General features: G+C 39.7%; 16 protein-coding genes. 8 read left to right on the forward strand and 8 right to left on the reverse strand.

Features of this window, described 5'->3' with window-relative positions; translation table 11 throughout:
* Positions 1 to 26: 26 nt before the first annotated feature.
* The gene (fadJ, locus tag J8L70_RS01120; RefSeq protein WP_247664643.1) at positions 27 to 2,348 is read right to left on the reverse strand and encodes a fatty acid oxidation complex subunit alpha FadJ; all 2,322 of its coding nucleotides are present in this window, start codon (positions 2,346 to 2,348) and stop codon (positions 27 to 29) included.
* Positions 2,348 to 3,658 (reverse strand): acetyl-CoA C-acyltransferase FadI, encoded by a 1,311-nt coding sequence (gene fadI, locus J8L70_RS01125; RefSeq protein ID WP_211053635.1) that lies wholly within the window; start codon positions 3,656 to 3,658, stop codon positions 2,348 to 2,350. Before fadI ends, fadJ begins: the two co-directional genes overlap by 1 nt.
* Before the next feature lie 310 nt (positions 3,659 to 3,968).
* Between fadI and J8L70_RS01130 the strand changes: the two genes are divergently transcribed.
* The 8 genes from J8L70_RS01130 to J8L70_RS01165 are packed head-to-tail and all read left to right on the forward strand — an operon-like array spanning position 3,969 to position 12,206.
* On the forward strand, positions 3,969 to 4,925 hold the full coding sequence (locus J8L70_RS01130; protein ID WP_211053636.1) for a MoxR family ATPase: 957 nt from the start codon (positions 3,969 to 3,971) through the stop codon (positions 4,923 to 4,925).
* A gap of 4 nt (positions 4,926 to 4,929) precedes the next feature.
* Positions 4,930 to 5,874, forward strand: a complete 945-nt coding sequence (locus J8L70_RS01135) for a DUF58 domain-containing protein (RefSeq protein ID WP_211053637.1) — start codon at positions 4,930 to 4,932, stop codon at positions 5,872 to 5,874.
* A 1-nt stretch (position 5,875) separates the two neighbouring features.
* Complete coding sequence (locus tag J8L70_RS01140; protein WP_211053638.1) at positions 5,876 to 6,313, forward strand: DUF4381 domain-containing protein; 438 nt, start codon at positions 5,876 to 5,878, stop codon at positions 6,311 to 6,313.
* Positions 6,306 to 7,289: a VWA domain-containing protein gene (locus J8L70_RS01145; RefSeq protein ID WP_211053639.1), complete on the forward strand. Its 984-nt coding sequence runs from the start codon at positions 6,306 to 6,308 to the stop codon at positions 7,287 to 7,289. The genes J8L70_RS01140 and J8L70_RS01145 overlap by 8 nt, the downstream gene beginning before the upstream one ends.
* The gene (locus J8L70_RS01150) at positions 7,289 to 9,217 is read left to right on the forward strand and encodes a VWA domain-containing protein (protein WP_211053640.1); all 1,929 of its coding nucleotides are present in this window, start codon (positions 7,289 to 7,291) and stop codon (positions 9,215 to 9,217) included. Before J8L70_RS01145 ends, J8L70_RS01150 begins: the two co-directional genes overlap by 1 nt.
* Positions 9,211 to 10,851 carry a BatD family protein gene (locus tag J8L70_RS01155; RefSeq protein ID WP_211053641.1) on the forward strand — a complete coding sequence of 547 codons (1,641 nt, stop codon included), beginning with the start codon at positions 9,211 to 9,213 and terminating at the stop codon, positions 10,849 to 10,851. Before J8L70_RS01150 ends, J8L70_RS01155 begins: the two co-directional genes overlap by 7 nt.
* Positions 10,852 to 10,896: 45 nt before the next feature.
* Entirely contained in the window at positions 10,897 to 11,454 is a 558-nt protein-coding gene (locus J8L70_RS01160; protein ID WP_211053642.1) for a sigma-70 family RNA polymerase sigma factor, read from the forward strand.
* Positions 11,454 to 12,206, forward strand: a complete 753-nt coding sequence (locus J8L70_RS01165; protein ID WP_211053643.1) for a DUF3379 family protein — start codon at positions 11,454 to 11,456, stop codon at positions 12,204 to 12,206. Before J8L70_RS01160 ends, J8L70_RS01165 begins: the two co-directional genes overlap by 1 nt.
* Before the next feature lie 627 nt (positions 12,207 to 12,833).
* On the opposite strand, the gene J8L70_RS01170 is transcribed toward J8L70_RS01165, so the two are convergent.
* From J8L70_RS01170 to tig, 6 genes are all read right to left on the reverse strand, one after another.
* Positions 12,834 to 14,735 carry a SurA N-terminal domain-containing protein gene (locus J8L70_RS01170; RefSeq protein ID WP_211053644.1) on the reverse strand — a complete coding sequence of 634 codons (1,902 nt, stop codon included), beginning with the start codon at positions 14,733 to 14,735 and terminating at the stop codon, positions 12,834 to 12,836.
* 150 nt (positions 14,736 to 14,885) lie between these two features.
* Positions 14,886 to 15,176, reverse strand: coding sequence for an HU family DNA-binding protein (locus J8L70_RS01175; RefSeq protein WP_247664645.1), 291 nt, complete (start codon positions 15,174 to 15,176; stop codon positions 14,886 to 14,888).
* A gap of 187 nt (positions 15,177 to 15,363) precedes the next feature.
* Positions 15,364 to 17,724 (reverse strand): endopeptidase La, encoded by a 2,361-nt coding sequence (lon, locus tag J8L70_RS01180; RefSeq protein WP_211053646.1) that lies wholly within the window; start codon positions 17,722 to 17,724, stop codon positions 15,364 to 15,366.
* A gap of 151 nt (positions 17,725 to 17,875) precedes the next feature.
* On the reverse strand, positions 17,876 to 19,159 hold the full coding sequence (gene clpX / locus J8L70_RS01185) for an ATP-dependent protease ATP-binding subunit ClpX (RefSeq protein WP_211053647.1): 1,284 nt from the start codon (positions 19,157 to 19,159) through the stop codon (positions 17,876 to 17,878).
* Between the two features lie 132 nt (positions 19,160 to 19,291).
* Complete coding sequence (clpP, locus tag J8L70_RS01190) at positions 19,292 to 19,909, reverse strand: ATP-dependent Clp endopeptidase proteolytic subunit ClpP (RefSeq protein WP_211053648.1); 618 nt, start codon at positions 19,907 to 19,909, stop codon at positions 19,292 to 19,294.
* A 156-nt stretch (positions 19,910 to 20,065) separates the two neighbouring features.
* Positions 20,066 to 21,370: a trigger factor gene (gene tig / locus J8L70_RS01195; RefSeq protein WP_211053649.1), complete on the reverse strand. Its 1,305-nt coding sequence runs from the start codon at positions 21,368 to 21,370 to the stop codon at positions 20,066 to 20,068.
* Positions 21,371 to 21,418 lie beyond the last annotated feature (48 nt).

A 21,418-nucleotide genomic window follows, 5' to 3' on the forward strand; every position in this document is an offset into this window, starting at 1 on the left:
TTTAGATAGATTAGGTAGATAACAACTTAGTTTTTATCTACTGATTTCTCATCGGTGTTTTCAGCATCTGCTATGTTGGGCTTTACAGTCTCGCTAGCATCATCATCTGATTCGCTATTGGGTACATCAACAGTTGTGGTAACATCCTCTACAAGAGTCTCCTCAAGTACAGCTTCTTCATGCTCTACTGCTGTAACCGTTTCAACATCAAGGTTTTTCTCCCCCGCATTAGCAGCCTCTGGTTGAGCATAAAAATACTCAGCTGATTGTGCCATAGCGACCAGCGTATCACATGGTGCAAAAAGCTCATTACTATTTGCTAATGTTGTCATATCTGAGACAACCGTCGCAGTACCTAGCTTATCCATATAACTAAATGGACCACCTAAGAATGGCGGGAACCCAATACCAAATATCGCTCCAATATCACCGTCACGTGCATTAGCAATAATACCGTCATCTAAACAGCGTACTGCTTCATTAAGCATTTGCGATACACAACGTTTCGCTATTTCGGCTTTAGTTAAACGTGGTGCAGAGGTAACACCTAAAAGTTCATAAACTGACTCATCAACTTTTTTACCTTTTTTATCATACTCATAAAAGCCACGGCCGGTTTTACGCCCTAAACGTTTTGCATCAATCATGCGAGAAAAAGCATCTGGTGCTTTAAAACGCTCTCCCAGCTCTTTTTCAAGAATTGGGGCTATTTTTGATCCAATATCAATACCTACTTCATCAAGTAATGCAAGGGGTCCAACTGGAAAACCAAACTCTACCAAGGCAGCATCTATTTTCTCTATAGGCTCACCAGCAAGCATTAAGTTTGCAGCTTCATTTACGTATGGCGCTAAGATGCGATTAACATAAAATCCGGCCATATCTTTAACCACAATCGGTGTTTTACCTTGTTTACGGGCAAAGTTAACCACTCGAGCAATTGTTTCTTTCGATGTCCCTTCGTGTGGAATGATTTCGACCAATGGCATTTTTTCAACTGGCGAGAAATAATGCAATCCAATCACATTTTCAGGACGTTGTGCATTCGCTGCAATTTGCGATATAGGTAAAGAAGACGTATTACTCGCAAAAATAGTATTGCTTTGACATTGCTGTTCAATATCAGCAACCATGCCCTGTTTTAGTGCTAAATCTTCAAACACCGCTTCTATAACTAAATCCATATGCTTAAAACCACTGTAATCAGTCGTTCCGGTAATACGGTTCATTGTTAGTTGTAATTGGGCCTTGGACATAATCCGACGCTTAAGGCGCTTATTTAAAATTTTATAGCTGTAGCTCATTGCATTACCAATGCCCTGCTGCGCTACATCTTTAATACGAACAGGCACTTTTGCTTTAACTGCATTTACATGCGCAATGCCTGCCCCCATTAAACCGCCGCCTAATACTGCGGTTTTGCTAACACTTGGCGCATCATCATTGCGCCATTCTTTTTTCATTTCGGTGGTAGCAAAGAAAATACGACGCAGCGCTTTTGATTCATCGCTCATGACCAATGTCGCGAAAGCTTCAGCTTCAGTTTTGTATGCCTTAAACTCATCCAACTCTACGCTTGCACGTACCGCTTTAATGATAGCCAAAGGCGCTGGGTAATGGCCTGCGGTTTTCTTCATCACATTTTCGCTGGCTTTTTTAAAGATAAAATTACGGCCAAACGGGTTTGATTCTAATAGTTTGCTTATTTTATCTAGTTTAGGCTCTTTAGCGTGTGGTTTTGATTTTGCTGCATAGTGTTTAGCTACATCAAGTAAAACACTTAATGGCACACAGTCATCTAGCACACCCGCTTTTTTGGCTTGCTTAGGGCGAATTTGCTTACCCGTTAACATCCACTCAAGTGCTTTTTGAATGCCCACTATTTTAGTTAATCGTTGCGTACCGCCACCACCAGGTAATAAACCAAGCTGTACTTCTGGCAAACCTATTTTAGTAATATCACTGTCTGTGCCTATACGATAATCACAGGCTAAAGCAAATTCCAACCCCCCCCCTAAAGCGGGGCCATGAATTGCACTAACGGTGGTATACGGTAATTTTTTCATATCAAAAAATGCTTGATGACAAAGCTCACTGATTGCTAAAGCATCTTCACGCTTATGCACGCTATCAAGCATTTTCACATCAGCGCCAGCAATAAAGTTATCGCTTTTACCACTAATAAATACCATTCCTTTTACTGACTCTTGCTTAGCCGTTTCAAGTAAAGCTTTTAAGTCATCAGCAAATGTGTCGCGCAGGGTATTCATTTTCTCCCCTGGCACATCAATGGTCACAACGGCAATTTTGTGTTCATCAACCGTTAAATTAAATACAGAATCAGTCATTACGCACTCTCCAATACAAAGGCTGCACCTAAACCACCTGCCGCACAAGCTGTAGTTAAGGCTAAACCGCCACCACGACGTTTAAGCTCATGTAAGCTTTGTGTAATCAAACGAGCACCCGTTGCAGCGAATGGGTGACCATAAGCAAGTGAACCGCCGTTTACATTAAACTTATCCATGTTTATTTCACCAATTGCTTTACTGCGCCCTAAGTGCTCTTGGGCAAATTTATCAGAGGCAAACATTTTCATATTAGCTAGTGTTTGCGCAGCAAAAGCTTCGTGCATTTCAATTAAATCTAAATCAGCTAAAGTAATACCAGCTCTATCTAATGCAATCGGCGTTGAATGCGCAGGCCCCATTAGCATATCTTGCTCAACTCCAATGGCCGAAAATGCAAAACTACGTACATAACCTAAAATTTCATAGCCTAGTGCTTTCGCTTTACTTTCGCTCATCATTAATACTGCTGCGGCTCCATCGGTTAACGGCGTTGCATTAGCAGCGGTTATCGAGCCATGTTGACGGTCAAATACCGGTTTTAATTTGGCGTAACCCTCAACTGTCGAATTTTTACGAATATTGTTATCTTCTTCAATAAAGCTTTTATATGGAGGTAAATGTGCTGCCATCACTTCATCTTTTAATTTCCCATCAGCCCATGCTTGTGTTGCTAATGTGTGTGAACGATGTGCTAAAGCATCTTGATCTTCTCGGCTAATATTATGGGTTTTTGCCATTTGCTCGGCCGTTTGTCCCATTGATAAGCCCGTAGAGTATTCTGCCACCGCAGGAGGAACCGGCATTAAATCTTTTAAACGTAACTTTGAAAATATTTTTAAACGCTGGCCAAAAGTACGTGCTTTATTTAAATCAACTAAGCTGCCTGCTAATTTTTTACTGACACCAATAGGTAACACCGACGATGAATCAGCACCGCCTGCAATACCTACATTGACCGAACCTGCCATAATTGATTCTGCAACATTTGCAATAGCCTGAAAGCTCGTAGCACAGGCGCGTGATACAGAATACGCATCAACACCCACAGGCATCCCCGTGCCTAATACAATTTCACGAGCAATATTGGGCGCTTCTGGCATTTGTACTACTTGGCCAAATACCAATTGATCAATCTCAGATTTATCGAAGTTTAAACGCTCTAGCATTTCGTTAACCACTAACTTACCCATATCTAAGGCTGGGACGTGGTGAAACGCAGTTGCTTGTTTTGCAAAAGGTGTACGTAAGCCACTAACGATAGCAATACGGTCGCCTTTTGGTGTTTTTAGTATGTTTTGCTCAGACATTTATATTCTCCCGCTGACAGGTCTGACCTGTTTGGTTTTCTTCGATTCTAAACAACCCGTGCACTAAAGCCAATAGCTAAACTAAAATTTATACAAAAGCCTTCGCATTCTTGATTTTCAACGGCACTTATTAACCTGTATAACAATAGGCTTTTTTGCATCCAGATACAAAATTTTATGGTAGGCTAAAAATCGTTAAAAAATAACGAACTATTTATAAATTTTAGGTCTAACTCTTGAGTTATCTTATTATAAACCTTATAACAATGTCAGTACTTTTAGGCCCGCTGACGAGGACAGTTAATTTATTATGGCAGCCAACGCATTTTCACAATTAAAAACGTATTTAGATACCCAAATTATTGGCCAACCTTCGCTTACTCAAGCGTTACTTATTGCAATTTTAGCCGACGGACACTTATTAGTGGAAGGGCCTCCTGGGCTTGCAAAAACACGAGCGGTGAATGCACTTGCTAAAGGAATTGAAGGTTCATTTCAGCGAGTACAATTTACACCTGATTTATTACCAGCCGATGTGACGGGTACCGATATTTATCGCCAACAAACCAGTGAGTTTGTATTTGAAAAAGGACCACTTTTTCATAATTTAATTTTAGCCGACGAAATAAACCGTGCGCCAGCAAAGGTACAGTCAGCATTATTAGAGGCCATGGCAGAGCGCCAAGTGACGGTAGGCAAAAACACCTACCCTTTAAGTGAGCTGTTTATGGTAATGGCTACACAAAATCCACTTGAGCAAGAAGGTACTTACCCATTACCAGAGGCGCAGCTTGATCGCTTTTTACTCCATTTAAGTATTGATTACCCAGGGGCTGAGCACGAACTTGATATTTTACGTTTAACCCGTGGCGAAGCCTTAAATGTTGAGCAAGCGGTTATTCCACAAATTAGTCAAAGTGAGTTATTTGCCGCACGTAAAAGTGTATTAGGCATGCATTTAGCCCCTCCACTTGAACAGTATTTAGTGCAACTCATTATTGCCACCCGCGAAGGGGCAAAGCTCGATGAACAATTAGGTCGCTGGATTGAATTTGGGGCAAGCCCACGGGCAACTATTGCACTTGATAAATGTGCGCGTGCGCACGCTTGGCTGCAAGGGCGTGATTTTGTAGCGCCGGATGATATTCAAGCTGTGGTTCATAATGTACTGCGTCATCGTATAATTTTAAGTTACGAAGCTCAGGCCGATGGTATCACTAAAGATCATGTTATCAGTCGAATTGTTGAACTTGTAGCCGTACCGTAACGCTATGCAAACTCAATTTGATCAACAACAATGGTTTGCTCAAAGCCATAGCGATGGTGTGAATTTATCGTTAAAAGAGTTGATGTACTACAAGGTTAAAGCACAACTATTAGAGCTTGCACCTAAAGCTAAAATAAAAAATAGCTTAACAGGGCAATATCTTGCCCCTCATAAAGGCCGAGGGATGGAGTTTGCTGAAGTACGTCATTATCAACAAGGTGATGATATTCGCTCTATAGACTGGCGTGTAACGGCACGTACAGGGCAAACACACACAAAGCTTTTTCAAGAAGAAAAAGAACGTCCTGTGTTTATATTTAGTGATTTTTCAAACTCAATGTTGTTTGGCTCTGCCCTTTTGCTTAAATCTATTCAGGCGGCTCATATTAGCGCTTTAGTTGCATGGAGTGCATGCCAACGAGGAGATCGTATTGGTGGCATTGTATTTAACCAACATAATCATTTAGAGCTTAAGCCCAGTTCACGTGAAAAAGCCGTACTCAAGTTATGTCACAATTTGTGTGCAAGTCATCAGCAAGCACTAGAAAATATTGATACACCGAGCAGTAATCATTTTAGTGATCACTTAAAGCGTTTAAATCATTTAGCAAAACCAGGCAGCCTTGTCTATTTAGTTTCGGATTTTAATAATCTGGATGATGCCAGCTTTAAACAATTAGAACTATTAAGTCGTCATTGTGAACTCATTGGTTGCCATATTAGCGATCCTTTTGAACACCAATTGCCTGCATTTAAAGAGGCAGTTACGGTAAATACCCACGGCCAAGATTTTACTTTACCGTTAATGGACAATGGGTTTAGGGATCAATATGCAAAAAATGCCAAAACCGCATTTGATACACGCCTTACCCGCTTAACCAAGTCCGGACTTAATTTAATCGCATTTAATGCCGCTACAGCGCTTGAACTGCAATTAGTGAGAAAATAACATGCAACCCTCTCCACTTGACAATCTACACGACGTGATTGCACCTAGCCAAGTTAATTGGTGGCCACTGGCGCCTGCTTGGTGGGTAATCATAGTATGTGCATTTTCGCTTCTTATTTTACTGATCGTCTATTTATATAAGCAATATCAATTTAAAAAACCTAAACGTGCTGCAATCGATGCCAGCGAGCAAGTAAAAGATAACGCTCAACAATTGCATATTTTATTAAAACGATTAGCGATTCATTATTATGATAAACGTTTAGCGTCACAACCCATTTCAATGTGGTGCGCGTCGCTTAAACAGCTAACAGGGCTCTCGTTTAGCGAGCAAGAATTACTCAGCCTTTATGCCAGTGAGCAACACAACCCTCAACTAACAAGCAAACTGCATAGTGCCATACAAAAATTTAAATTAAAGGAGCCAATCAATGTTTGAATTTAGTTGGCCTTGGCTTTTTATCTTACTCCCTTTACCTATGTTACTGATGTTGTTTAATCAACATGATAAAAATACGCACACGCGTATTCGTATTCCTGGTTTTGCAAAGCAATATACAGCGCAAGGCCAAGCGTCGCAGGCCAAACATAAATTATCGTTATTCGATTGGCTTATTTGGTTATTACTAATTAGTGCAAGCGCTAACCCAAGTTGGTTAGATGAGCCTATTTCGTTACCTAATGAAGGACGTGAAATTATGCTAGCGGTCGATTTGTCTGGCTCAATGACAGAGCAAGATATGGCATATAATGGCCAATATGTAGATCGTCTTACCATGGTTAAAGCCGTACTCAGCGACTTTATTGAGCAACGTCAAGGAGATCGCCTGGGTTTAATTTTATTTGGCGATACTGCTTTTTTACAAACCCCTCTTACTCGTGATGTAAAAACCGTAAGTAAAATGCTATCAGAGGCGCAAATTGGCCTCGTTGGCCGTGCAACAGCCATTGGCGATGCGCTAGGGTTATCGGTAAAACGCTTTGCTGACAAAGATAAAAGTAATCGTATTGTTGTACTTTTAACTGATGGCCAAAATACCGCCGGTAATTTAGAACCCGAACAAGCCCTACTCCTTGCTCGAGAAGAAGGTATAAAAGTGTACACCATCGGTGTTGGCTCAGATGAAAAGCGTGGCTTTAACTTATTTAATATGGGAGCCGTAGGCAGCAGCTTAGATGAAACCTTGCTAAAACACATTGCAGAGCAAACGGGTGGATTATATTTTAGAGCGAAAGACGTGGCTGGTTTGCAGCAAATTTATGTGCAATTAGATGAACTAGAACCTCTTAGTGACGATGAGCAAACGTTTAGGCCACAAAGTGCCTTATTTTATATTCCATTATTGCTTGTTTTAGTTTTGGTTTTTGTAAAAACACTGCTTGCTAGTGCACGCGCTTTTAAGGAGCAAAATTAATGGATTTTGTATTTATAAGACCCCAAGTATTGTGGCTTCTTATCGTGGTTTTAGTGTTATTTATTTTGGCTTATTTTAAACATAAAAAAACGGCCAACAACCCTCTTATTGCGCCGCATTTAGCAAAATTTATTGTTAGTGGCCAATCAGTTAAAAAACAAAACCCGCTTTGGTTACTTGCCTTATTTTGCACATTAGCAGTGATATTTAGTGCCGGACCTAGCTTTGAAAAAAAACAAGTTCCTGTGTTTCAAAGTAAAAGCGCACGCGTCATTGTAATGGATATGTCTTACTCTATGTATAGTACCGACATACAACCAAATCGATTAGTCCAAGCTCGATTTAAAACCCTAGATATGATCAATTTATTTAAAGAAGGCGATACCGCATTAATAGCCTATGCCGGTAGTGCATTTACAATATCGCCTTTAACAAATGATGCAAAAACACTTGAAAATTTAATCCCCAGCTTAAGCCCCGAAATCATGCCCGATAAAGGCTCAAACGTATTAGCGGGGCTCGACATGGCTAAAGAGTTACTTTCGCAAGCAGGTTATATAAATGGAGATATCATTTTAATAACCGATGGCATAGATCAACAAGAGCTAGACGATGTCAGTCAATTTACTCGTCAATCGAGTTACACTTTAAATATTTATGGAATAGGCACCAGCCAAGGGGCGCCAATTAAATTGCCCGAAGGCGGTTTTTTGAAAGATCGATACGGCCAAATAGTCATCCCTACAATCAATACCAGTGTGCTTAATCGAATGGCTAAAGATAATGGAGGGCGGTATGCCTCTTATCAACCGAGTAACGATGACATTGCCGTGTTTGCCCCAAGTATTCACAGTGAGCAAGTTAAAGATGAAAAACAAAGCCATGCATTATGGCGTATAGATGCAGGTAAATATGGCATATTATTGCTACTGCCTTTTGCATTATATTTATTTAGACGACACGGGTTTGTAGCTGCTTTTTTATTAATAGGAATTTTGCCACACCATCAAGCCTTTGCACTAGAGCTCCCTTCGTTACTTAAAAATACCGACCAACGTGCCTTGCAAGCGTATAAAGATAAAGACTACGAAAGTGCAAGTCATGCCCAATCAGCCCAACTAAAAGGGGCAGCTTTGTACCAAAATGGCAACTTTGATCAAGCTTTAGAGCAATTTAAAGAAGATAAAAGTGCCACGGGGTTATATAACTATGGTAATGCGCTCGCAAAATCAGGGCAGCTAGAGCAAGCACTAGAGGCATATAAACAAGCTCAGCAATTACAACCCGATTTTAGCCAAGCGGCTGATAATCAATCTTTAGTAGAGCAAGTACTAAAACAGCAACAAGAAAATCAATCTTCGCAAGATCAGCAAGGCGATGATGATCAAAAAGATCAGCAACAAGGTGATGACAACCAACAGTCACAAGATCAGCAAGGTGAAAATGGTAACGAATCGCAAGATCAACAACAGCAAGATCAACAAAATCAAGATAGCGAGCAATCACAACAACCAAGCGATGATGAGCAGCAATCTGAAGATAACAGCGACAATGACGACCAGCAAAATCAATCGCAAAGCCAGCAATCAAATTCTGATAAGCAAAATGAACCCGATATGCAAACTGAGCAAAATCAACATTCAGAGAGTGACCAACCAGCGCTTGATGAACAACCCCAAGCAGAACCTCAAGCACACGCTTCTGAGCAGCCTCCCACGGAGCAACAAAAGCAAGATGCACAACAACAAGCAATGCAGGCACAGGCCTCTCAACTTAGTGATGAAGAAAAAGAGAAAGCACAACAGCTTAATCAATTATTAAGAAAAGTGCCCGATGATCCGGCTATTTTATTACGAAACAAAATGCAATTAGAAGCCCAAAAAAGACAATACCAACGTCGCCCAACAGGAGTAGAAAAATCATGGTAATGCGATTAATTTGCTGTTTATTGCTATTAAGTGCCTCGCCTTTATGGGCCGCGAGCCAATTACAAGCCAGTGTCGACAAAAACCCAGTATTAGCAGGTGAGTTTTTTGTTTTAAGTATAAGCATTGATGATTCGGTTAATAATGAACAACCCGACACAGCACCACTATTAAAAGACTTTGTCGTTGGCCCGCTTAGTAAAAGCAGCCGGACTAATATTATAAATGGGTCGATGAACAAGCAAACCACTTGGTCTATAAAGCTCATGACCCGCAAAGAAGGTGAATACATCATCCCTGCATTTACTGTTGCAGGAGTGAGTTCAAACCCAATAACATTAACAGTAACGAAGCGTGCTGCCGATGCGGATAAAAATAACGATATTTATTTAGAAACGTCATTATCTGCCGACTCTCTTTATGTACAAGAAGCTGGTGTTTACACCGTTAAATTATTCTTAGCTAAAGAGTTGCTTGATGGTAGCTTAAGTGCACCAACAATGCCTGATGCACAACTAACGCAGCTCGGAAAGCAAACCGAAGATTATCAGCTTGTTAATGGTAAACGTTACTTAGTGATCACGCGTGAATACTTAGTGCAGCCACAAAAAAGTGGTGTACATACTTTGCAAGCACCTAGTTTCCAAGGACGAGTTAGACAAAATTATCGCCAAATGGCAGTCTCCGCATTAGGCCAAGACGTTACACTTGAAGTAAAACCAATTCCAGCTAACTATCAAGGAGATTGGCTGCCAAGTGAATTAGTGAGTTTAGATGAGCAATGGCAACCCGAAGATAGTACCATCGAAGTGGGCACCCCTATTACCCGTACAATTACCCTCACCGCTTTAGGTGTCACTAAAGATCAATTACCCGATTTAGAAGTTGGCAGTGTTAACGAAATACGTAGTTACCCTGATGCAAAAGAGAATAACAACGCAGTAAGAAATGGCCGTGTTGTATCGCAACAAGTCGCCTCTTACGCATTGTTGCCACAAACACCGGGTACCTATACATTACCAAAAGTGACACTCCCTTGGTTTAATACTAAAATTAACCAAATCAGTTACGCTAGTTTACCTGAGCGTACTATAACTGTGACACCCAACAGTAACAGCGTTAACTCTCAAGTGGTAGCACCGCAAACTGAAACACAAAATATAAATCCAGAAAACTCATCATATAAACCCACTCAAGATGTTGTTATAAAAGAAAAATATCCACTTTGGTTAATCTTCATTGCCGTTTTGGGGTATATTTTATGGTTAGTGACTGCAATTTATTTTTACTTTAACCGTTCTACTACAAAAGCGCCGATACAAGTTTCACAAAACTCAGCTAAAACTGTCGCTTTAAATACATTAAAAGCACACGCTAAAGAAAAAAATTATAAGGCGTTTTATAAACACCTAATGACATACGCTGCACAACAAACTCAGCAGCCCTATGGGGGCTTAGATAAGTTGTGTGAACAGCTTAATAATGATCAGTTTACTAATGCTATAAAAGCCTTACAAAGCCGGCTTTATAGTAATAACCAGACAGATATTGAGCTAGATTTTATTGTTTCAACGTTAGAACTACATGCTAATAAGAGCGCCTCAACATCAGAGAATGAGTTAACGTCACTTTATTAGTTAATGTAAGTTGCAATATTGAAAGAACTTCACTAAAAAGTACTTATGTTTGGAAATAAAAAATCTAATAATCAGGTCTTAATTAATATGGCAGAAAAACAAAAGCGTTATGAAGCCTTGGTTCATGTATACCATAAGGAGCTGTATCGCTTTGCTTATTGGTTATCACGGGACCCGCATGTAGCAGAAGATTTAGTACAAGAGACGTTTTTACGCGCTTGGCGTTCACTCGACTCATTACTTGATCAAAAAGCAGCTAAACCTTGGCTCCTCACTATTTTAAGACGTGAGAATGCCAGACGCTTTGAGCGTAAACAGTTTGATTATAGCGACGTAGAAAATGACACCCTAGTAGATGAAACCAGTACATCACTCGATGACACTATGGAACAAACAGTAGTGCAAAGGCACATAGCCCAACTAAGTGATGAATACAAAGAGCCCCTTTTACTACAAGTAGTAATGGGCTGTAGCGGTGAAGAAATCGCTAATATACTCGATTTAAATAAAAACACGGTTATGACTCGTTTATACCGTGCTAGAAACCAACTTAAAGAGGCCTTAAGCCGTAATGATGAACAACTTAAAGGGGCATCGAAATAATGGATGAACTTGAGTTTCGTCGCCGCATAATTGCGCAGCCAAACGATAAAAGCACTGATGTTAGTGAGTTTGCTAAAGATAATGCCGAGCGTCAGTATTTTATTGACGAAATGCGTGAATTTGACAAATTTTTACAAGATGAAGTAAAAATACCCGTGCCTGAAAACCTTGCTGAAAGCATTCTTTTAAACACGTCTTTAAAAGAAAAAGCGCAACAAGAAGAGCAAATCGGGAGTAATAAAGTCGTTGATGCACGCTCTCGCTTTAAGCTAGATCGGGTTCACTTATCACTTGCAGCTTCGTTTGTTGTTGCCATAAGCGCGTTCTTTTTCAGTGTTGAGCATAACAAAATCAACCCTGCAGGCGAGCATGCTCTTGCTCACGTGTATTACGAAATAAATGCGTTAGATAAAAGTGAACCCATTAGTTTGCAAACAGTAAACGATAAACTTGCCTTATTAGGTGGGCAAATTGATGAGCTGCCAGGCAATGTGACCTACGCTATGTTTTGTGATTTTGAAGGTGAAAAAGGGTTACATTTAATCTTTGAATCTGATTTTGGGCCAATGACGGTATTTATTGTTCCTTCGCAAAATAAAATGTTTGAAATTGGCTCAGATGAATTTCATGACGATCGCTTTGAAGGTCATATAAACAAAGGTCCACAAGCCGATACTGTGTTGATAGCCAGTCTTGGTGCACCTGTTAATATGTATAACGACAAAGTAAACAGTGCTATTCGCTGGTTATAAAAAGTAAATTATACCCATTAAAAAGCCAACGAATTTAGTTGGCTTTTTTTATGGCTGTGTCTTGTCTAAAATGTGTTTACGCGTTTAGGGCTTATTTGTGAAACATACCGACATAATAACTATCAGATTAGATACTAGACTTTTACCATTAATTATTAAGAAAATATAACACTTTTAGAATTAAACACGCTTCAAAAACACGATGGTAATCAAGAACACTGCACTTGTAGGCTCAAACCGATAAGTATGCTTGCTCTAAGCCAAGCGATAAAACCGCCCTATCTAAACAAAACCCAGTAAAAGATTAACGCCTATAGCGAGGCCTAAGGCTGATACCGACAGTACTTAGTTAAAAGTATATAAACGCAACAATCTGTGTCAAAGCCCGAGCACAGGCTATGACTAACCGTCAGTGAGTTAGTAGGTATATAATTGGGGCATGCCGTAACATGGTAAAGTCAGCACAACTCATTAAAGGCTCAATATTCAGATACAATGATCTACGAGCATACTTAAGCTTGTGAATTAAAATACCAAATACAGCGCATAAAAAAGACCGGGTGCTTTCGCCCCCAGCCTTTTCATTAAAACCGTCAACCTATTTCAGGATGAGGCAATAGTGCAACACTATTCAACAGTTTGAGTCACTTGTGGTAAGTTTAACTCAGCTTGTGCTTTAAGTGATTCAATAAACACAGCATAGTTTTTATTTGCTTGTGCCATTGTAATACTTTGCTTCATTTGTGCATCAATATCATTGGATACCGGTGCATCATTAACTGCTTTTAAAACAACAATTGCTGAATCGCCATTATTTAAATCAACGACCTCAGTAATAGGTTTATTATCAGGGTGAGCCATTTTAAATACTTGCGTTACAATAGCAGGCGATACAGTGTAAGACTGACGTGCTAGTTTCGGCTCTTCTTTTACAGTTAAACTTTGCGCTGTAGCAAGCTCTGATAAAGTGCTTCCACCTTGTATTTCTTCGTACAAGCTACGGGCTTTTTGTTTTGCAATTTCAGAGGCTTTTTCGTTAGTTAACTGTGCTTTTATTTGTGCTGTTACAGCGTCTAATGACTTAGTTGCAGCAGGTTGATGTTCTTTAACACGCACCACAATAGCATGCTCATCACCTAGCTCTATAACGTCTGAATTCACTTTGTCTTCTAACAACTCAACAGAAAATAAAGCAGATATTACCGCAGGGTTATTTAATGGCTCAGGTAATGCGGTGCGATCTGTAAGTTCAATACTTTGTACTTCAATACCTGCAGCTTCGGCTGCATCATCTAAGCGATCTGAAATCTCAAACGCAAGCGCGCCCATTTCTGTTTGCTTTTCGTAATAAGCGTCTACTTTTTCAGTATTTTCTAGCTCTGCACGTAAATCAGCTTTTACATCATCATATGCTTTAACTTGCTCAGGCTGTAAGTCAGTCAGTTGAATAATATGATAACCAAATTCAGAAGTTACCACGTCAGAGTAATCACCTACTTTTGCTAAAGCAAACGCAGCGCTTTCAAACTCTGGATCCATCACATCACGTTCAATCCACTCAAGGTCACCACCAATCTCAGCACTAACAACATCATCAGATGAAGTTTCAGCAAGCTGGGCAAAATCAGCACCAGTGTTTAATTGCGCTAATAACTCTTCAGCTTTGTTTTTAGCGGCATCATCATCTTCACTGTTATCAATTAAGATATGAGATACACGACGTTTTTCAGGCTCAATATATTGCGCTTTATTTTGTTCATAGTAAGCTTTTACGTCATCTTCAGTAACCGTATCAACTTGGATATCACTGGCATTAAGTTCGATATACTCAACCGCTATTTGCTCGGCTGATAAAAACTGTGACGCATTAAGGTCATAGTAATCACTAATTTCTTCATCCGTTACATTGATATCTTGTTTTAATGTTTCTTTATCGATAACTAGGTAGTCAATGCTACGAGTTTGCTGTTGCAAAGCAACCGCACTTTGTAACTCGTTATCAAGTGCAAAGTCAGTACCTGCAACAGCTGATATTAACTGGCTACGAGTCATATCTTCACGTAAAAATTCACGAAACTCATCTGGTTGAAAGTTCATTTGACGGATAACTTGTAGGTATCTATCGTTATTAAACTTTTCACCAATTTGAAAATAAGGGAGTTCTAAAATTGTTTTTTTAATACTTTCGTCACTGACACGCAAACCAAGCTCTTGTGCTAGTTGTGTTTGTAATTCTTGTTGTACTAAGCGGTCAATAACACCTTGGCGTATTTGTGCCATGTAATTTGGATCAGCCGATATCTGTGCGAAGTATTCGCCAAATTGTTGTTCCAATCGATTACGTTCATTTTGGAACGCACGGCTATATTCGGTTTGGCTAATTTTTACACCATTTACTTCAGCAACGGGTTGTTCTGGGGTTTGACCTAGGTAACTACCGATCCCTGCTAAAGCAAAAGATAAAATCACCGCGCCTAAAATGATTTTGGCTACAGGTCCTTGCGAACCTTCTCTGATTTTCTCAAGCATTTATTTTGTCTCTATTCTGAACTAGGCCAGATTGCCTCGTCACATGTAAAAAAAGCGTATCTTACCAGATACGCTTTTTCACTTGAAGTAATTAGCGGCAAAGTTAATCAATTCATTACAAATGAACTATATCAACTACTGACCTGATAATTAGTTTACTGCGTCTTTCAGTGCTTTACCTGCTTTAAATGCAGGGATATTTGCCGCAGCAATTTGAATTGTTTCACCAGTTTGTGGGTTACGACCTGAACGTGCAGCACGCTCACGAACTGAGAAAGTACCGAAACCTACAAGTGCAACTGAATCGCCGTCTTTAAGAGCGCCAGAAACAGACTCGATGAATGAATCTAGTGCACGACCTGCAGCCGCTTTAGAAATGTCAGCATCAGCTGCAATTTGATCGATTAGTTGAGATTTATTCACAATATCTTCCTCTTTCATTGTTATTAAATGTCGCTACAACTTCAAAGTAATAACGACATTAAATTCTACAGTAAACGTTCACTGCTTTTAAGATTATATTTATTCTTAAACCTAGACTACATAAGGGCTAGGCTTGAAAACCAGTGCCTAACTTATCATATCAATTTGATTTGAAAAGCCCTTTAAAGCACTTTTTTTAAGTTTTTTAACTGTTTTTCTCATTTTCGATTGAAAAACTATCAACCGGGTGTGCTAAAGCCAGCTTCAACACCTCATCAATCCAAGTAACGGGGTGAATATCAAGGCCTGCCAACACATTGTCAGGGATCTCTTTTAAATCACGTTCGTTAATTTTTGGAATAATAACGGTTTTAATTCCACCACGATGAGCTGCCAGTAATTTCTCTTTTAAACCACCAATAGGCAGTACTTCACCACGCAATGTAATTTCACCCGTCATAGCCACATCAGCTTTTACTGGGTTACCGGTTAAGCTAGATACTAAACTGGTTACCATAGCGATACCCGCACTAGGGCCATCTTTAGGTGTTGCGCCTTCGGGTACATGCACATGAATGTCGCGTTTTTCATAAAAATCACTATTGATACGTAATATATCAGTACGATTTCGCACGACCGTCATTGCCGCTTGGATAGACTCTTGCATTACATCACCTAACGAGCCGGTGTAGCTAAGCTTGCCTTTACCTGGGACTGCGGCACATTCGATGGTTAATAAATCACCACCCACTTCTGTCCATGCTAAGCCTGTAACTTGACCAATACGATCGCCATCTTCAGCTTTACCGTAATCAAAACGCTGTACACCTAAAAACAGTTCTAAATTATCTTGGTTAATGGTGACAACTTTTGTTTCTTTCTCTAACAAGATATTTTTAACAGCTTTACGACACAATTTAGACACTTCACGTTCTAAATTACGAACGCCAGCTTCACGGGTGTAATAACGAATAATGCCAACAATCGCACTGTCTTCTATTACAACTTCATGTTCTTTTAAGCCATTGCGTTTAACTTGCTTTGGAATTAAGTGTTGCTTCGCAATATTAAGCTTTTCATCTTCGGTGTAACCCGATAAACGAATGACTTCCATTCTATCAAGTAACGGGCCTGGAATATTAAAGCTATTTGAAGTCGCAACAAACATCACATCAGATAAGTCATAATCCACTTCAAGGTAATGATCGGCAAAGTGACTATTTTGCTCAGGGTCTAATACTTCAAGTAATGCAGAAGCCGGATCGCCTCGCATATCAGATGACATCTTGTCAATTTCATCGAGTAAGAACAGTGGATTTTTAACACCCACTTTAGTCATGTTTTGAACTAATTTACCAGGCATTGAACCTATATATGTTCTGCGATGACCACGAATTTCAGCCTCATCACGTACACCACCTAATGCCATGCGAACATATTTACGCCCTGTTGAGCGGGCAATCGACTGGCCTAATGAGGTTTTACCTACGCCAGGTGGTCCAACTAAACATAAAATAGGCCCTTTTAGCTTATTAGTACGCTGTTGTACTGCTAGGTACTCAATAATGCGTTCTTTAACTTTATCTAATCCATGATGATCGCTATCGAGTATCTTTTGTGCACCCGCTAAGTCTTTTTTCACTTTTGAGCGTTTTTTCCAGGGTACGTTTATCAGAGTATCGATATAAGAACGTACCACCGTCGCTTCAGCAGACATTGGCGACATCATTTTTAGCTTATTAAGCTCAGTGTTTGCCTTTTCTTTCGCTTCGCTAGGCATCCCCGACTCTTCAATACGTTTATTTAACGCCTCAAATTCATCAGGTACGTCATCAAGCTCACCAAGCTCTTTTTGGATTGCCTTCATTTGCTCGTTGAGATAGTACTCACGCTGTGATTTTTCCATTTGCTTTTTCACACGGGTACGAATTTTTTTCTCAACTTGCAGTAAGTCTATTTCGCCTTCCATTAAGGCCATTAAATACTCTAAACGCTCAGTCACGTTTGCAATTTCAAGTACTTTTTGTTTTTCTGGCACTTTTAATGGCATATGCGCTGCCATAGTATCAGCTAAGCGAGCGGCTTCATCAATCGCTGTTACAGAGCTAAGTACTTCTGCTGGGATTTTTTTATTAAGCTTTACATAGCCTTCAAATTGGCTAATCGCGCTGCGAATGAATATATCTTGTTCTTGCTCATCAATTAAATTTGATTCAATAAACTGAGCTTGTGCAACAAAAAAATCATCGTTATCAACAAATTCTTCTATGTTTGCACGCTGCATGCCTTCAACTAATACCTTAACGGTACCGTCTGGTAACTTTAATAATTGCAGTACAGTTGCAATCGTACCGGTGCGATAAATATCGTCTTGTTCTGGTTCGTCTACGGCTGCATCTTTTTGTGCAACCAAGAAAATTTGTTTGTCTTTTTCCATTGCCGCTTCAAGGCATTTTATAGATTTTTCGCGGCCAACAAAAAGCGGGATCACCATGTGTGGGTATACAACCACATCACGCAGTGCCAATACCGGGATTTCGACTCGATCTGTTCTCTCAAGCGTCATTTTATTTTCTCTTCGCACTTTATTTTAAACATTATCTAAGTATATGGGGATAACCTAATTAAAGTTCAACATTTTTCCTGTTTTGCATTAAATAAATTATAAAAAAAGGAGCCTAAGGCTCCTTTTTTAATTAAACAGGTTAAAAATCAAACTACTCAGAAGCAGCTTTATCTTTATTACTATTATCGTAAATCAAAATTGGGTCTGATTCACCTTTGATTACGGTTTCGTCAATAACAACTTTGCTTACATCGTCCATTGACGGAAGTTCGTACATCGTATCAAGTAAAACACCTTCAACAATTGAACGTAAACCACGTGCACCGGTTTTACGCTCCATTGCTTTATGCGCTATTGCACTAAGGGCATCATCACGGAACTCTAGCTCTACGTCTTCCATGTCAAACAACACAGAATACTGTTTCGTAATCGCGTTTTTAGGTTCACTTAATATTTGTACCAGTGCAGCTTCGTCTAACTCAGTTAACGTTGCAACAACAGGCAAACGACCAATAAACTCAGGGATCAGGCCATATTTTACTAAATCTTCTGGCTCAACATCTTTAAAGGTTTCACTTAACGAGCGACTTGCCGCCGACTCTTTAACGTTTACACCAAAACCAATACCTGTATTCTTATGACTACGTTGCTCTATTACTTTATCAAGGCCGGCAAATGCGCCACCACAAATAAATAATATTTTAGAGGTATCTACTTGTAAAAACTCTTGTTGCGGGTGTTTACGACCACCTTGAGGTGGAACCGATGCAACAGTGCCTTCAATAAGTTTAAGTAATGCTTGCTGTACACCTTCACCCGATACATCACGAGTTATAGAAGGATTGTCTGATTTACGTGAAATTTTGTCTATTTCATCAATGTATACAATACCGCGCTGGGCCTTCTCTACATCGTAATCACATTTTTGTAATAGCTTTTGAATAATGTTTTCAACATCTTCACCAACATAACCCGCTTCGGTTAACGTTGTGGCATCAGCCATCGTAAATGGTACATCGAGTAAGCGCGCTAAAGTCTCTGCTAACAGAGTTTTACCACTACCCGTTGGACCAATTAATAAGATATTACTTTTACCTAACTCAATTTCTTGCTTAGATGATTGATTACGTAAACGCTTATAGTGATTATATACCGCTACAGACAATACTTTTTTTGCATGCTCTTGCCCAATCACATAGTCATCTAGGTGATTACGGATTTCTTTTGGAACAGGTAGTTTATCAGACGCGTTATGCTTAGGCGCAATGTCTTTAATTTCTTCCCTGATAATATCGTTACACAACTCTACACATTCATCACAAACGTATACTGAAGGGCCTGCAATTAATTTACGCACTTCATGCTGGCTTTTGCCACAAAAAGAGCAGTATAACAATTTATTACTTTTGTCGGAGTCTGTAGGAGTGTCAGACATTCAACTACCTCATTTTATTCGTTGCCTACCAGTAAAACTGATAGTTAATTAAATACGCGTTCACTATATCAAAGTTACTTTTGTTCGAAAAGAACTTGATATAGGCCAGCCAATTATTGCTGGCCGACACACTTATTTAGAATCGCGATTAGTGAACACAGAATCAACTAAGCCGTAATCTACCGCTTCTTGTGCGCTCATAAAGTTATCACGATCAGTGTCATGCGAAATCACATCTAATGGTTGACCGGTATGATCTGCCATTAATCGATTTAGCTTCGCTTTAATAGACAGGATTTCTTTAGCATGTATTTCAAAATCTGATGCTTGACCTTGGAAACCACCTAATGGTTGGTGAATCATTACACGAGAATTAGGTAAACAATAACGCTTACCTTTAGCACCACCTGAAAGTAAAAATGCACCCATACTTGCCGCCTGACCCACACAAATAGTGCTTACATCAGGTTTAATAAAGTTCATTGTATCGTATATAGCCATACCTGCAGTAACAGAACCGCCAGGTGAATTAATATATAAAAAGATATCTTTTTCAGGGTTTTCTGATTCTAAAAAAAGCATTTGCGCTAAAATTAGATTCGCCATGTTGTCTTCAACTTGACCTGTTAAAAAGATAATACGCTCTTTTAATAATCGAGAATAAATATCATACGAGCGCTCACCTTTCGCTGTTTGCTCAACAACCATAGGGACTAATGCATTTAGGGGATCTGTAATACCTGTGTTCATACTTATTTCATTCCTTATGCGCGTGCCCATATTTATAAGGCAGCATAGTTCTTATTTTGCAAATACGTAGCCACAAATTAAAATGGCCCGGGTACACTGTAAAAACAGGTAACACGAGCCATTTAATCGTTAGCGAGCGCTTAAGTCAATGACTTATTATGCGCCTTGCTGTGGATTCATGATGTCATCGAATGCTTTTTCAACGTCAGTCACTGCTGCTTTAGCTAAAATAGCTTCAACTGCTTGCTCTTCCATTGCAACATTACGCATTTGTTGCATAAGTTGTTCATTCGCTTTGTAGTATTCAACTACTTCTGTTGGATCTTCGTATGCAGATGCAACTGTTGCGATTAACTCTTCAACTTTTGCGTCATCAACTTTGATCTCATTCGCTTTAATTACTTCACCTAATAAAAGGCCAGTTTTAACGCGAGTTACAGCTTGTTCATGGAACAATTCAGCTGGAAGTTCTGGCATGTTTTTACCTTCACCACCAAAACGCTGAGCAGCTTGTTGACGTAATGCATCAACTTCTTGATCAACTAATGATTTAGGTACTTCAATTTCGTTACCAGCTAAAAGACCTTTAATTGCTTGGTCTTTAACGTTAGCTTTAACCGCTTGGTCAAGCTCACGTGTCATATTCTTTTTAACTTCTTCTTTAAGTGCGTCAACGCCACCTTCGGTAACACCGAATTTAGTTGCGAACTCTTCAGTTAACTCAGGTAATTCTTGCGCTTCAACTTTTTTCACAGTGATAGTGAATTGAGCCGCTTTACCTTTTAAGTTTTCAGCGTGGTAATCTTCAGGGAAAGTTACATCAGCAACCACTTCTTCGCCTGCTTTTTTACCTACGATGTTATCTTCAAAACCTGGGATCATACGACCTTGGCCAAGTTCAAGAGGGAAGTCTTCAGCTTTACCGCCTTCAAATACTTCACCGTCGATAGTACCAACAAAATCAACTGTTACACGGTCGCTTTCGCCAGCAGCTGCTTCAACTTCAGCCCACTCAGCATGTTGCTTACGTAATGTCTCTAGCATATTTGCTAAGTCTTCATCAGTTACAGTAACAGCTGGTTTTTCAACAGTGATGCTGTCTAAACCTTGTACTTCAACTTCTGGGTAAACTTCAAATGTAGCAGAAAACTCTAAGTCTTTACCTGCTTCAAGTGATTTAGGAGCAAACGTTGGGTTACCCGCTGGGTTAATTTTCTCGCCAACAATTGCTTCGTAGTAACTACGTTGCATTACTTCACCAGCAACTTCTTGGCGAACTGCTGGGCCAAAACGCTTAGTGATAACAGATACTGGAACTTTACCAGGACGGAAACCATCAATACGCTGTGTTTTTGACAGTTGTTGTAAGCGTTTTTTTACTTCATTTTCAACGTTCTCTGCAGGAACGGTGATGGTCAGACGGCGCTCAAGGCCTTGAGTCGTCTCAACAGAAACTTGCATGATTTACCTCAATCTTCAATTTTGGCGACTTAGCGCCTTCCTTACAAA

Source organism: Pseudoalteromonas sp. MMG010, assembly GCF_018100905.1.
Taxonomy (GTDB): Bacteria; Pseudomonadota; Gammaproteobacteria; order Enterobacterales; family Alteromonadaceae; genus Pseudoalteromonas.

Excerpts from the sequence above, each read along its gene's own strand:
- fadJ (WP_247664643.1), bottom strand. The coding sequence starts at position 2,348 with ATGACTGATTCTGTATTTAATTTAACGGTTGATGAACACAAAATTGCC.
- fadI (WP_211053635.1), bottom strand. The coding sequence starts at position 3,658 with ATGTCTGAGCAAAACATACTAAAAACACCAAAAGGCGACCGTATTGCT.
- J8L70_RS01130 (WP_211053636.1), top strand. The coding sequence starts at position 3,969 with ATGGCAGCCAACGCATTTTCACAATTAAAAACGTATTTAGATACCCAA.
- J8L70_RS01135 (WP_211053637.1), top strand. The coding sequence starts at position 4,930 with ATGCAAACTCAATTTGATCAACAACAATGGTTTGCTCAAAGCCATAGC.
- J8L70_RS01140 (WP_211053638.1), top strand. The coding sequence starts at position 5,876 with ATGCAACCCTCTCCACTTGACAATCTACACGACGTGATTGCACCTAGC.
- J8L70_RS01145 (WP_211053639.1), top strand. The coding sequence starts at position 6,306 with ATGTTTGAATTTAGTTGGCCTTGGCTTTTTATCTTACTCCCTTTACCT.
- J8L70_RS01150 (WP_211053640.1), top strand. The coding sequence starts at position 7,289 with ATGGATTTTGTATTTATAAGACCCCAAGTATTGTGGCTTCTTATCGTG.
- J8L70_RS01155 (WP_211053641.1), top strand. The coding sequence starts at position 9,211 with ATGGTAATGCGATTAATTTGCTGTTTATTGCTATTAAGTGCCTCGCCT.
- J8L70_RS01160 (WP_211053642.1), top strand. The coding sequence starts at position 10,897 with ATGTTTGGAAATAAAAAATCTAATAATCAGGTCTTAATTAATATGGCA.
- J8L70_RS01165 (WP_211053643.1), top strand. The coding sequence starts at position 11,454 with ATGGATGAACTTGAGTTTCGTCGCCGCATAATTGCGCAGCCAAACGAT.
- J8L70_RS01170 (WP_211053644.1), bottom strand. The coding sequence starts at position 14,735 with ATGCTTGAGAAAATCAGAGAAGGTTCGCAAGGACCTGTAGCCAAAATC.
- J8L70_RS01175 (WP_247664645.1), bottom strand. The coding sequence starts at position 15,176 with ATGAAAGAGGAAGATATTGTGAATAAATCTCAACTAATCGATCAAATT.
- lon (WP_211053646.1), bottom strand. The coding sequence starts at position 17,724 with ATGACGCTTGAGAGAACAGATCGAGTCGAAATCCCGGTATTGGCACTG.
- clpX (WP_211053647.1), bottom strand. The coding sequence starts at position 19,159 with ATGTCTGACACTCCTACAGACTCCGACAAAAGTAATAAATTGTTATAC.
- clpP (WP_211053648.1), bottom strand. The coding sequence starts at position 19,909 with ATGAACACAGGTATTACAGATCCCCTAAATGCATTAGTCCCTATGGTT.
- tig (WP_211053649.1), bottom strand. The coding sequence starts at position 21,370 with ATGCAAGTTTCTGTTGAGACGACTCAAGGCCTTGAGCGCCGTCTGACC.